Here is a 12,209-nt window from a genome sequence, read left to right on the forward strand (position 1 = left end):
TGTATAAATCAGCCTGGGTTGTAGTCTGGATTTAGTTCGGTGGGGATGACGGCTCGGGTGCGCTTCTGCCAATCCTCTAACTCGGCCAACAGGGCTTCAGCTTTTTCAGAATGGGCGCCCGCTAAATCGTTCTCCTCACCGATGTCAATCTTGAGGTTGTACAATTCGACCGAATCCGTTTCGAAAAACTGGATGAGTTTCCAGTCACCTTTGCGAATGACACTACAAGGTGTGGCCCGCCAGTAGGGCTTATCTGTTCCATAAACATTTACTACCTGGTTATAGTCTGAGCCCTGCAAGTAGAGTGGGTAATGCCAGAAGATAGAACGGTTTTTCGTCTCTTTGCCTGTGAGCAAAGGGACAAACGACTGGCCATCGACAGGTTGATTGTTTGGAAGACGTGCTCCTGATAGTTCAGCGAAACTTGGCATGTAATCTACACCGGTGATGGGGGTATCACAACCGGATCCCGCTTCTATAACTCCTGGCCAGCTCATACAAGTTGCTACACGAATGCCGCCTTCGTAAAAAGCACCTTTGGCTCCTTTTAGAGGATCACACCAAGTGGCAAATGAAGCTCCGCCGTTATCGGAAGTAAATACGATAAGCGTGTTTTCAAGTAATCCAGCCTCTTTCACCGCCTCACGGATTTGTCCAACGCCTTTGTCGACTGCTTCGATCATCGCGGCGTAAGTCGTATTCCATTTTCGATCCCAATCGCCGCTTGCCAGCTTTTCATTGTATTTGGCTTTGACATGGTCGTGAGCGCGGATCGGCGAATGCACATCCCAGTAGCACAGATAGATGAAGAATGGGTCATCTTTGTTTTCTTGAATAAACTTTACGGTGCCCTCGCTGAGGGTCTCTGTAACTCCTACTTTGCCATAGTAGTTTTTTACGGGTCCTCCTACTCCGTCTGGGTCGCTTACATCAAAGCCCTGGGTATCAGCACCCATATGCCACTTCCCAAAATGCGCGGTTCTGTACCCTGCTGTATTCATGACTTCCCCAATGGAAGTGACCGAAGGATCCAGGTTCAGTTTCGAAGGCATGACACCTTCTCCTTTTTTGTCCCCTTTGCGTGGGACGAGAAACTTCATATATTCCTTCTTTCCCTTTGCTTCCGCGCCGGGAGTCCACATCTGCGTACGGGTAATATACATGCCGCTGATGATGCAGGCTCGGGATGGCATGCAATTGGAAGCACCCGGATAGGCGGAAGTAAATTCCATGCCTGAGGCTCGCATGGCATCGATGTTTGGAGTCTCGTAGAATTTAGCTCCATTATAGCCGACATCCGACCAGCCAAGGTCGTCTGCCATGATGTAAATGATGTTGGGCTTTTCTGGTAGTGACTGTGCCTGGAGGCTTATCGTCAGGGCGCAAATAAACAGAGTGAGTAAACGCATGGGGTAGTTAGTTTGATTTTAGAGTAGAAATACGGAAATTCTTGTAGCGGGCACTTCGCATGAACATGTGGCGTAAGCCAATGGCTCCTTCTGTGATGGGAGGAAACTGAGTATTGTTCCAGTGGCAAAGGTATTCCTTTTCGGGGTTCTTGATCATCATGAAGATCTCTTTGCCCGTTTTGATGACCGTGATGTGATGAGGAACATCTGGGGCGAAAAGTGCTGTCCGTTTGAAAATATCCGGTTCAATCGCGGTGCCAGTCAGCCCTTTTTTCAACTGTGGCATGTATCGTCTAGCGCGGATGTAATCATCGATTTCATCCACTGGATTCTTCCCGAATGCCGCGTAACTGATATGGTAGGTGTTCAGGTTATTGAAGTAGGTTCGCATGGCAGGGATCTCGCGTACGTCTGCCCAATCAGCTAAGTCGTAGGGAACTCCTATTTCCTTAGATCCGGTGGCTTGTATGTATAAAATGGTTACATTGCGGGTGACAGTCCCGGTTCGGGTGTATTCATATTCGATTTTAATGTCTCCTTTGAACCGGTCTTTGGTCCAGAGTACGGCGTGACTCGCATCCTTTTTGTCCACCCTGCCTGCGGAATAATCCATGCCGGTTTCGCTATTCGAGATCGTTGCTTTAAGTCCATCCAGCGCCCACTTGTCTTTCCAATCTTCTGTGCAGGAATCAAAAAAGGCTTCCTCCCAGCTGGCCTTGTTTAGTTTCAAAAACTCCTGGCGTTTTTCTCCTCTGATCCCCACCTGGGAAAATAATCCCAGTGAACTAAGGAAGAGTGTAAAAACAGAGGCGTATATCAAAAGATATTTCATGCTAATTGTGCTGTTCGAGGACAGAGCTAGTGCGTTTCAATTTTAATGCTCTTGCCCAGTCGCTTGCCGATTTCCCGGCAGAATAGGGGCATGCTTATTCGGGCTTTTTGAAAATAACGATATGCTGTTGGGGTAGTGTGGGGATGGTTTCTACAAACTCCAAGTTCTGTGCGGTCATTTCTTTTTTAACCTGGGCTTCGGTCATTTTATGCAGTCGTTTGATCCTTACACTCGGATCTTCTGCCCGGTATTCGACAAATACCAATCGACCACCCGGCTTGAGTCCTTCGACCATGTTGAGGGTCATTTCGTAAGGGTGGCTGAGCTCATGGTAGACATCGATCATAATGGCCAGATTGGTTGAGTTTGGTGGGAGTTTAGGGTCTTCGATGGTTCCGAGTATGCCTTCCACGCGATCAGCCACACCGCGTTTCTCCATTTGCTCAGCTAGTATTTCGAGCATCTCGGATTGGATATCCACTGCCAACACCTTTCCGGACTCGCCTACCTGATTTGCAAATCGCCAAGCGAAGTAGCCGCTGCCAGCACCAATGTCAGCGATAACATCGCCTTCTTTGATCTTGAGCGCTTCAACCAGCAAGTCGGTCCGCTCTTCTTGTTCACGCTCCGGACGCTCGAGCCAGCTCGCACCCTGGTGTCCCATGACGTGCGAGATTTCACGACCCAGGTAGAACTTTCCAATACCATCGCGGTTGGCTTCTGTGCGTTGTTCGTAAAGTGGTTCCGGAGGAGGTGGCTTGGTGGCTCCGAGCCAAAGGAATACTCCCAGGACGAGGAATGCGGCGGCTTTTTGCATCGCTTTATCTCAGGCCGATTCTCTGACGATGGCAATGCGGGAAACAGCACTTCTGATTTTTTTCCTCTATGTTTCTTTTGCCCATGTGGTGGCTTTGTTCTTCACGCGGATTGCGCCCAATGGGCAGCTAAGTGGCAACGAATACAAAGCCTCCGTGTTGTGGTATAATGGTCCACCAGGACTCGTTCTGTATGAGAACGGAAATCCAACGACTGCCTTCAGTCTTAAGATCGAGGATGATCGGATTGAGATGATCTTTGCTTTGAGAAACCCCGATAAGCTGGTGCAGTTGGTTTAGCCACCAATGCAATAAAGGACTTCTCTTCGACCGTCTGTTTCGTGATGAGCAACCCGTAGGTATATTTTGTCGCCACAAATAACCGGTGTAGCCCAGATCTCATTACCCAATTGGTTCTCGGCCACCAGTTCAAACGCATCTGGTGAGGCTTTGAAAATGATCGTCTTACCTTGCTCGCTAGAAGTGTAGAGATGGTCTCCAACCAATACTAAGGATGCGCTGAAGTCGCCTCCAAGCTTTTCACGCCACATGGTCTTTCCGGTTTCGGCATCCCAGCAGTAGGCAATGCCTTTGTCAGTCATGGTATAAACGTATCCATCTGTTACTAACATCGAAGGTGCGTATGTGCGTATGGAATTTCTCCATACAAGTTCACCTGAGCCATCGGCCAGGATACACGCTGTTTCATTTTTTGGCCAACCGCCACTGGCAAAGATGCGAGTGCCATCGGTGATGGCGCTACCTACGGTCTCTTGCGTTGTGACAGGGGAGGACCAGATTAACTTGCCGGTGTTGGGATCGTAGCCGCCGATCATCTCGCAGCCGGGTAGTACGATTTGATCCTGGCCGTTCAGATTGAAAATGATGGGTGATGCGTAGTTCGGTGTCTTGGGTCGCTTGGTCTTCCAAACGACTTCCCCTGTTACGCGATCAAATCCGGTCAGCTCTCCACCATCCTTATGATCTGCCGATGTGATGACTAAAGATTTGTAGATGGTTGGTGAAGTTGAGTAACCCCAATGAGAAACAAAATCACTGGCTTTCTTTTGCCAGAGGATCTCTCCGGTTAGATCGATTGCTGAAATCCAGATTTTTTCGTCATGCATGAGTGTGGCGAAAATGCGTTCACCGTCACAAGCAACGGTGGGGGTCGCCTGCGTGTTGCGTTTATGAATACGTCCTTGCCAGCCTCCTCGATGTATCTGCGTTTCCCATTTGAGAGTTCCACTGTTGCGATCGAAACATAGAGCGGATTGAGTCTGTTTTTCTTCGTCTGCTGTCAGTAAGAAGATGTTATCTCCCACCACGGTTGGAGTGCTATGTCCGCGGCCAGGAATGAAAGTCTTCCATACAATATTTTGATTTTCACCCCATTCAGTAGGTGCTTCTTGCACGTTTGCGTAGCCGTTCCCGTTGAGGCCTCGCCAGTAGGGCCAATCAGTGTCTGAAAAGTTGAGTTCACCTGCAACTGGTTGCTCGGATGCTTCTTTCGTTGGTTGGCACCCTGCTTGGGTTTGGAGGATGGCCACCAGGAGAAGGGCAGTCAGGCTTGAGCGAAGAAAAAACGATTTATCTGGGCGCATCATTTTAGGGTGATTCATCCGCAATCTACGGTGCGGTATAGAGTTTTCGCAAGCGTGTAGTGTGTGAATGGAAGTTATTTGAGGACGGTGTTAATGATCTTTTTTGCCGTTACTAGCCTTTTCTAGCCAGCTATGTGCTCTTTTTATTACTTCAAAAATATGAGTTGGCAGTGCCGGTTTTGCAACAAAGTCGTGCATGCCTACCGCCTTACAGGTGTCTCGATCTTCCTGCCGAGCATTGGCTGTAAATGCAGAGATAAATATGGAATGAGTGATGGTATCAGAATTTAGTATACGGGCAGTAGCTTTGTATCCGTCTAATACCGGCATTTTAAGATCCATGAAGATGATGTCGTAGCGAATGCTTGTAAGTGCCTTCAAACACGCTTCTCCGTTCTCTGATACATCCGCGGAGTCTCCCATTTTTTTGAGAATAGTAACCAGCACTTTTGCGTTAATTGGATCATCCTCCACTATAAGGATCTTATGAGGATATTGTTCTGCGAAGTCGGGAGTCAGATCACTTGAGGTCATTAGATTTTGGGAGTGCCTTTCGTCTCTGATTTATCTCGGAAATGAGTCATGTCTTGGGGGCATTGTTTACCTAGTAAGCTCCTAACTTGCTGGTGCCGGGAAGGATTCGATATTGCCGTCTTCTTCAGAAGTGTCGTTTTCACGAATCTCCCCCAGCTTTTTCGTCAAATCATTGAGGTCAGGCGGGGCCTCCATATCAGCATGCTTACAAAGCGCGTAGATGATATTGAGATTTGTGTGGAGTGCTTCCGCTTCACTGTAGATGGCACTTTCTCGTGCTTCCCATACCGCTTCGCCAGCGCGAACTGCCAGGTTAAGAGCGTATTGTTGCTCCCGCCCTAGGGGTGAATATTGTTGGACGAGTGTTTCGGCCTCCTTTTTCAACTCTTTGAACACGGTTTCCAGAAATACGGGGTTGTCGTCCGATTCGAAATTGATGAATTCGTCCGACCGGTCGGCTGATATATCTTCAAAGAGTTTTACAGAATCAGGGGCACTCATCCTCATTATCTGAATGTGCTGCAGATATCTGAAAATCCGTATACTGTGAGGTAGCTCAAACAAAACAATGAGCATATAGATGCCGTAAAGAACGGTCAGGAATGTGGGAGCGCCAAATAAAATGCTGAATAGTAATAGGATGCCATTCAGCGTAATTCCCGAAAAGAGCAGCACGATTGCCAGAACGGCACGGTCAAACTGCATAGAAAAGGGGATCGGAAAAGGCGCCAGTCCACTCAATTGATAGAAGCGGGATGGGACATCTCCATACATGATACCTAGAAAATAAAGCATCAGTGGGACAAAAAGTAGAGGGCCCAACCACTGACCGTTTCCGTAGTTTTTACCTGTTATGTACGAAACAAAGGATAGCAGAAACAACAAAATACATAGGTAGAAAGCTACGTTCTTCCACGGAGTAATGGCGTGAGCCGCCTTTTTTACTTTTTCCGGCCCAACTTGTTGAAATGGGAGTGGTTAATTGAGTCGGTCAGGACTTTGTCGAAATAATCCAAAAAATAAACGTTTTTCTGTATATAGTCCCCTCGATCGAATGACAGCCCCGTTTTAAGTGCAAAACATTTTGCGCACTTTGCTTGATCGTAGCCGAAATTTTTCTTTTGTTTTACGGCTTATGTCAGAATCAACCAATCCAAAGGTCGCTATTGAGACCAAAAAAGGTACTATCACGATAGAGCTGTTCCAAGATCAAGCTCCCATCAGCGCTGAGAATTTTCTCTCCTACGTAGGGAAAGATTTCTTCGCGGACACCATATTTCATAGGGTAATTCCCAATTTTATGATCCAGGGAGGAGGTTTTAAGGAAAACATGCTCCAGAAGGATACCGATGCTCCGATCAAGAATGAGGCTGACAACGGTGTGAAGAATGAAAAATACACACTCGCAATGGCCAGGACTCAGGTTGTGGATAGTGCGACCTCGCAGTTTTTCATCAATACTGCTGACAATGCTTTCCTGGACCATGGTGGTCGTGATTTTGGGTATGCCGTGTTTGGTAAGGTGATTGAAGGAACGGAAGTTGTGGATGCCATTAGCCAAGTCGCAACTGGAAATAAAGGCATGCATCAGGATGTTCCCGTTGAGGCTGTAATTATACAATCAGCCAAGGTAGTTTCTTAAAGAATCGGGGAAGCCTGGAATAGAGTAGTCGGGGAGGCGTCATGTATGGTAAGGCACCTGTTCCCTATGATCTCTTTTTCAAACGTTTTGTCCATTGCTACACTGCTACTGACTTGCAGTGTAAGTTGGGCTGTAGACTTTGACCATGCACACAAGGATTGGGATAAGGTCCTCAAAAGCCATGTGCATGGTTCTCTTGTCGATTACGCCAGCCTCGCTAAAGATACTCAGCTACTGGATCGGTATCTAAAGCAACTTGATTCTGTGCCACGTACCGTCGTCGATGATTGGTCGAGAGACAAGCAATTGGCTTTCTGGATCAATGCCTATAATGCATTCACCTTAAGAGTAATCCTGGATTATTATCCTATCAGGACGTGGACATTTAAGGGGCTAGTGGTTCCCAGGAATAGTATCATTCAAATACCTGGCGTCTGGAAGAAGATTAAGTGGGAGGTTGCGGGCCAATCTTTGACCTTGGACCACATTGAGCACGGATTAATCAGGCCGACTTTTAATGAACCACGGATTCATTTTGCCATCGAGTGTGCCTCTATAGGATGTCCCAGCTTAAGAGCAGAAGCGATCATTTTTGATAAGTTAGAAGATCAACTCGAGGATCAGGCACGTACCTATCTTTCGAATACGTCAAGAGGAGTGCTGTTAGATTACGAAAAAGGCCGTGTCTGTGTCTCGAAATTGTTCAAGTGGTTCAATGAAGACTTTGATGTGGAGGCACCCACAGGTTTTCAACTAAGCAATCGAACTAAGAAGGAACGCAATGCCATTCATTTTATTGCTCGTTACCTGAAGGATCCCCGTGTGTGGGACTTTCTACAATCTCCGGATACTGACTTTGACTTCTTGAGCTACGACTGGTCACTTAATGAACTACCTCGGAATCATGATACGGCCTCTTAGCAGATTGCTATTTCTCTTCCTTTGTTCGATCTGCTTTCAAGTATGGGCAGAGGAAAAGACATTTTCCTTTGAGACGGATCAACTGGAGGCCCTTGAAAAAGGGGAGGTCATTTTTTTGGAACCTGAGGGTCAAAACATGCTTGCCGCTGTTGTCCGGATCGAAGCGAAGCCGGAGTTTGTATGGGAGATCATGTTGGATCACGAACGCGTAACAAATTATGTGAAAGAGCTACGTGAGAGTAAACTACTAGAAACCGGTGAGAACTGGAAAGTCGTTCAACACAAACTAAAGATGAGTCCCTTGCTTCCCCGCTTCGAATATGTGTTTAAAGAACAATATGGGCCTGACTACACCATAGAGTTTAACCGAATAAGTGGGGCATTCCGCGAACTTTCGGGCCAATGGAAATTGGTTTCTGAACAAGATGATGACCATGCCCTGCTTCTCTATACAACCTATGTGGACTTTGGCTGGTACATACCCAAGTCCTGGGTAAAGAAGGGGATAAGCAAGCGAGTGCCCAATCTTCTCAATGCTTTCCGGGATGAAGTCTACCGTGAGAAGGAAATTCGTGAAAAAGAGAAAGAGAATTCGTGAGTCAAGTCATCTCCATTGTGATCCCTGTATTGAACGAGGCTCTTTGTCTCGATCGCTTGCTACGGTCATTTGATGAGCACAAAGACCTAGACGTAATTGTGGTTGATGGAGGGAGCTCTGATGTTACTCCTGCTGTGATGCGGAAATATCCATTCGTGCGATATGTGCATGCGCCGGCTGGAAGGGGGATTCAATTAAATCATGGAGCTACGATCGCCAAAGGTGATATCTTTTGGTTCCTCCATGCCGATAGTGAACTTAGCCAAGGATGGAAGCAGGAGATTCGCGAGACCATAAGTCTTTCCCGAGTGATAGCAGGGTGCTTTCGGCTGGAGTTTGACGACAGGCACTGGCTGTTGCGTCTCTTTTGCTTTTTTAGTCGGTGGAATCACCCGTTGATGACCTATGGTGATCAGGGCTATTTCATGCGACGAGAGGTCTTTGAGAGCGTTGGAGGGTTCAAGAACTATCCCATTCTTGAAGACCTGGAAAAGCAGTGTCGCCTGCGGCGTCAGGGGCGCTGGTTCAAATCCCCCTTACCCTTGATCACCTCTGCCCGTCGATTCAGGACCATGGGTATTCTGCGCCAGCAACTGAAAAATATAGGCATTGTCAGTTTATACCTGGCGGGTGCTTCTCCATTTTGGCTGAGCCGCTTCTACAAGCCCCAGTCTCAACTCAAAGCAACTGACCAGTCTGCTTCCTTAAACCCTACGGCATTGAGTGAGTCGCTTAGTAGGAAAGGCCGTTTTACAAAGTTCCCATTTTCGCTCAGGAGTTGAAAAGCTTCTAATTTACTCATGCTTGATAGCTTGTCTTTTAAGTTCTGTGCACGGTAGTCCAAGCCTGAAGTGTTAAACAACTTCCTCAACTCTCCCTCATATGCCTTGAGCATAGTCTCCAACTCTTTCTTAGTCGGCGGTGTGTCTCGTATAGCGCGTTCGTCAAATTCAAACCCTTGGGAGCTAAGCCATTGAGTGGCCTTACGGCAGGTACTGCATTTTTTGTAAGTATAAACTTTGATCATCTTTTTTGATTAATTGCTCTACTTCAGTTCTGGAATTTCGAAACTGTAAAATCAATCCGATTCAACTTTTTCTTTTTGTGCCTGTCCAATACGAGTCCGAACTATACGAACCGATTAAGCGTTACCTTGAAGCGCGCGGTTATACCGTCAAAGGCGAGGTTCATGATGTGGATCTGGTAGCGACCCATCCGGAGCACGAAACCATATTGGTCGAGCTGAAGAAATCCTTTAATTTGAAATTGGTTTTTCAAGGAATCGAACGTTTGGCTCTTTCCGATCGTGTTTACTTGGCGGTGCCCGCTTCATCCAGTCCCAATAACATCCTGAATCAACAACGTAAGTCTGTGTTTAAGCTCTGTCGCAGACTAGGCTTTGGGTTACTTCAGGTCTACTTTGGTCCGCGAGTGACAAGGGTAGATGTGCTGGTAGACCCTGGGCCCTATAGGCCTCGGAAACAGTCTGCCAAACTGCAAGCTTTGCACGATGAGTTTATCACCCGGGAAGGCGATCCCAGTCCAGGTGGTACCACGGGGCGAAAGATTATGACCGCCTACCGTCAGCAGGTCATGCAAGTGGCCGTTTGCGTACAAGAGAATGGGGATTGTCCGCTCAAAACGGTGAAAGCAAGTACGGGCCTCAAGAAGGCCGCCAGCATACTTCAAAAAAATCATTATGGCTGGTTCGAACGAGTTTCTCGGGGGTGTTATCGTCTTACTGAGTTGGGGGAAAAGGAGTTGCAGAATTTTACGGTAGATGGGGTGTGATTTTTTTTAATATTCTGGGAAATAAATCGGAACACCTGGCCTCTTTACATGTATTCAAAGCTTGAATGGTTAGAGAGTTACCTACCGGGTTCACGCCCGGCTAGGAGATGGTGTCTAGCCGACACCTTTAGTGGCCCCGGGATAGTAGGTTCCTGGGGCCATTCTTTTTTTATTCGTAACCTTATCTCTGAATACCCAGTTTTTACTTTGGTAGTTCTCGCCTGATTATGAAGCCGCGCATTTTCTCTCTTTTTGTTCTGATTATAAGTAGCCTTATGGTTTCTGCTGGCGAGGACTCAGTCGTGGGCGCACAGAAGAGACAAGTAGAGTGGGGTGTTTATGAGATGCTGACGCGTCGATATTCCTGGGAAGATCGCTTGGATCAGGCTATTTATGACTTTGGTGCCAATCCGGAGTTCGTCCTTTTCTTCAGGGATTTAAACCGGACGCGGACCTTCCCAACTGAGAGAGTTCAAAACGCCCATGCCAGGGGTATGACTCCGGTCATCAGTCTAGAAATAAGTCAGTGGGGCCGTGGAGGTGATGCCGGCTACTTAGAGGAAGTGGCAAAAGGCGAGTTTGATGACTTTTTCCGACAATGGGCCAAAGATGCCAAAGCCTGTGATCTTCCGGTCATTCTGCGTTTCGGTTTTGAAATGAATGGCGACTGGTTTCCTTGGGGTGAACAGCCAAAGACCTTCATCCGAGCCTGGCGTAGGTGCTACAATATCTTCAAAGAGGTGGGATGCGAAAACGTTCAGTGGATGTTCTCTCCCAACATTCTGTGGGACAAGCGGACTGAAAAGAAGGATTTCTATAACTATTACCCCGGCGCAGCCTATGTGGATTTGATTGGCCTAGACGGTTACAATTTTGGGGATCACCACGACAAATGGCACGAATGGCAAAGCTACGAGGAAGTCTTCGAGCGGACCATTAAGGCCAGTATGAAATTTAATAAACCGGTCTATATTTCGGAGATAGGCTGTGCAGACGATGAGCGTAAACCGGCCTGGATTAAGGACTTCCTTGAAAAAGTATCCAAGGACGAGCGGATTGAAGGCTTTATCTACTTCAATCACTTTAACCCTCGAAAGGGAGAGCCCAATTGGCGCTTCGACAGTGATCCTGAAACGCTGCGTATTTTTCGCGAATGGGTTAAGAAAAATGAAATGAGCTCCAAATAATCTGAAACTTTCTCAGGGCTAACTGTGTAGTTCTTATAGAAAGTATATTATGATTAAGCTCTCTTTAATTCTCTTAGGTTCCCTAGTCGCATTTTTCATCCTACCTGGAATCCTGGCAGCCATTGCCGGATTCGTGTTCATTGCGGCTTTATTCGGCCTTGTATTTACCGGACTCGGTTATGTGTTCTCTGCCTTTGGATCTGTGGTGTCCACAGTCTTCGGAGCTCTATTCAGCGTGCTGGCAACTCTGGTGTTACTGGTCGTGCTTGGAGTTAGTCTGCCAGTGCTTCTGATTCTGGCGCTTCCCTTAGGAATGCTATTTCTCGTCGGATGCTTATTCTGTACCGTGGTTTGCGGCGTCGTTTAAACTTCTCAGCTAGCTCTTCCGAAGAAATTTGTGGCTCCCGATTACCACGGTGAGGCGCATGCTTCTCATCCAGCTTACGTGCTCGTTTACCAAGGAGTAGTGGGTGGCACCCTGTGTTAGGTCGCCTAATGATCCTGCGTACATCCGGTCGACCACTCCAAGAGCGATTTTCCAATTCGGATCGCGGGAGGCGCGTGTTACGTGACCAGCATACCCTCTGTTTCCAGTTCTACCTGTTGAGGCTGCATTTAAAGAAGTAAAAGCATAAGGCTTCTTAACTTCCCGGTAAATACGAGACCGATTTCCACCGGCACGATTGTTCATCACATTTGCGACGGCAATCATACCCCGTTCACCTTGATCGGAGGCTTCAAGAATGAGGCAGGCGGCAATGATTTGGCGTGCCCATGGATCGGGTGAGTATGCCTGGGCAGCGTTTAAAATGCCAACCCCGAGAATGACCGTTAAGGCCATCTTATTTAGAATATGTGTTTTCATAACTATTCGAT

At 47.4% G+C, this 12,209-nt stretch carries 16 protein-coding genes; 8 read left to right on the forward strand and 8 right to left on the reverse strand.

Annotation, left to right across the window (positions count from 1 at the left end; genetic code table 11):
- Window positions 1-8 precede the first annotated feature (8 nt).
- The 3 genes from GA003_02215 to GA003_02225 form a co-directional block, all read right to left on the reverse strand.
- The gene (locus GA003_02215; protein ID QXD28812.1) at window positions 9-1,409 is read right to left on the reverse strand and encodes a sulfatase; all 1,401 of its coding nucleotides are present in this window, start codon (window positions 1,407-1,409) and stop codon (window positions 9-11) included.
- 7 nt (window positions 1,410-1,416) lie between these two features.
- On the reverse strand, window positions 1,417-2,241 hold the full coding sequence (locus GA003_02220) for a DUF1961 family protein (GenBank protein QXD28813.1): 825 nt from the start codon (window positions 2,239-2,241) through the stop codon (window positions 1,417-1,419).
- 94 nt (window positions 2,242-2,335) lie between these two features.
- Window positions 2,336-3,058 carry a class I SAM-dependent methyltransferase gene (locus tag GA003_02225; GenBank protein ID QXD28814.1) on the reverse strand — a complete coding sequence of 241 codons (723 nt, stop codon included), beginning with the start codon at window positions 3,056-3,058 and terminating at the stop codon, window positions 2,336-2,338.
- A 34-nt stretch (window positions 3,059-3,092) separates the two neighbouring features.
- On the opposite strand from GA003_02225, the gene GA003_02230 reads away from it, so the two are divergent.
- Window positions 3,093-3,356: a hypothetical protein gene (locus GA003_02230; protein ID QXD28815.1), complete on the forward strand. Its 264-nt coding sequence runs from the start codon at window positions 3,093-3,095 to the stop codon at window positions 3,354-3,356.
- Here the strand turns inward: GA003_02230 and GA003_02235 are convergent.
- From GA003_02235 to GA003_02245, 3 genes are all read right to left on the reverse strand, one after another.
- Complete coding sequence (locus tag GA003_02235; protein ID QXD28816.1) at window positions 3,353-4,678, reverse strand: PQQ-binding-like beta-propeller repeat protein; 1,326 nt, start codon at window positions 4,676-4,678, stop codon at window positions 3,353-3,355. The genes GA003_02230 and GA003_02235 overlap by 4 nt on opposite strands.
- 72 nt (window positions 4,679-4,750) lie before the next feature.
- A complete protein-coding gene (locus GA003_02240) occupies window positions 4,751-5,194 on the reverse strand; it encodes a response regulator (protein QXD28817.1) in 444 nt (147 codons plus the stop codon).
- 81 nt (window positions 5,195-5,275) lie between these two features.
- Window positions 5,276-5,989 carry a hypothetical protein gene (locus GA003_02245; protein QXD28818.1) on the reverse strand — a complete coding sequence of 238 codons (714 nt, stop codon included), beginning with the start codon at window positions 5,987-5,989 and terminating at the stop codon, window positions 5,276-5,278.
- Window positions 5,990-6,329: 340 nt separating this feature from the next.
- On the opposite strand from GA003_02245, the gene GA003_02250 reads away from it, so the two are divergent.
- The 4 genes from GA003_02250 (at window position 6,330) to GA003_02265 (ending at window position 9,137) form a co-directional block, all read left to right on the forward strand.
- On the forward strand, window positions 6,330-6,836 hold the full coding sequence (locus tag GA003_02250) for a peptidylprolyl isomerase (GenBank protein ID QXD28819.1): 507 nt from the start codon (window positions 6,330-6,332) through the stop codon (window positions 6,834-6,836).
- 66 nt (window positions 6,837-6,902) lie between these two features.
- Complete coding sequence (locus tag GA003_02255) at window positions 6,903-7,757, forward strand: DUF547 domain-containing protein (protein ID QXD28820.1); 855 nt, start codon at window positions 6,903-6,905, stop codon at window positions 7,755-7,757.
- A complete protein-coding gene (locus tag GA003_02260; GenBank protein QXD28821.1) occupies window positions 7,741-8,355 on the forward strand; it encodes a hypothetical protein in 615 nt (204 codons plus the stop codon). The genes GA003_02255 and GA003_02260 overlap by 17 nt, the downstream gene beginning before the upstream one ends.
- Window positions 8,352-9,137, forward strand: coding sequence for a TIGR04283 family arsenosugar biosynthesis glycosyltransferase (locus tag GA003_02265; protein ID QXD28822.1), 786 nt, complete (start codon window positions 8,352-8,354; stop codon window positions 9,135-9,137). The genes GA003_02260 and GA003_02265 overlap by 4 nt, the downstream gene beginning before the upstream one ends.
- On the opposite strand, the gene GA003_02270 is transcribed toward GA003_02265, so the two are convergent.
- Window positions 9,029-9,382: a Spx/MgsR family RNA polymerase-binding regulatory protein gene (locus tag GA003_02270; protein ID QXD28823.1), complete on the reverse strand. Its 354-nt coding sequence runs from the start codon at window positions 9,380-9,382 to the stop codon at window positions 9,029-9,031. The genes GA003_02265 and GA003_02270 overlap by 109 nt on opposite strands.
- Window positions 9,383-9,459: 77 nt before the next feature.
- On the opposite strand from GA003_02270, the gene GA003_02275 reads away from it, so the two are divergent.
- The 3 genes from GA003_02275 (at window position 9,460) to GA003_02285 (ending at window position 11,700) form a co-directional block, all read left to right on the forward strand.
- Entirely contained in the window at window positions 9,460-10,146 is a 687-nt protein-coding gene (locus GA003_02275) for a hypothetical protein (protein QXD28824.1), read from the forward strand.
- A 275-nt stretch (window positions 10,147-10,421) separates the two neighbouring features.
- Window positions 10,422-11,333 carry a hypothetical protein gene (locus GA003_02280; GenBank protein ID QXD28825.1) on the forward strand — a complete coding sequence of 304 codons (912 nt, stop codon included), beginning with the start codon at window positions 10,422-10,424 and terminating at the stop codon, window positions 11,331-11,333.
- 49 nt (window positions 11,334-11,382) lie between these two features.
- Window positions 11,383-11,700 carry a hypothetical protein gene (locus GA003_02285; protein QXD28826.1) on the forward strand — a complete coding sequence of 106 codons (318 nt, stop codon included), beginning with the start codon at window positions 11,383-11,385 and terminating at the stop codon, window positions 11,698-11,700.
- 9 nt (window positions 11,701-11,709) lie between these two features.
- Here GA003_02285 and GA003_02290 read toward each other — a convergent pair whose 3' ends face one another.
- A complete protein-coding gene (locus GA003_02290) occupies window positions 11,710-12,198 on the reverse strand; it encodes a cell wall hydrolase (GenBank protein ID QXD28827.1) in 489 nt (162 codons plus the stop codon).
- Between the last annotated feature and the right edge of the window lie 11 nt (window positions 12,199-12,209).

The sequence above is a fragment of the Opitutia bacterium ISCC 52 genome (assembly GCA_014529675.2).
GTDB lineage: Bacteria > Verrucomicrobiota > Verrucomicrobiia > Opitutales > UBA2995 > UBA2995.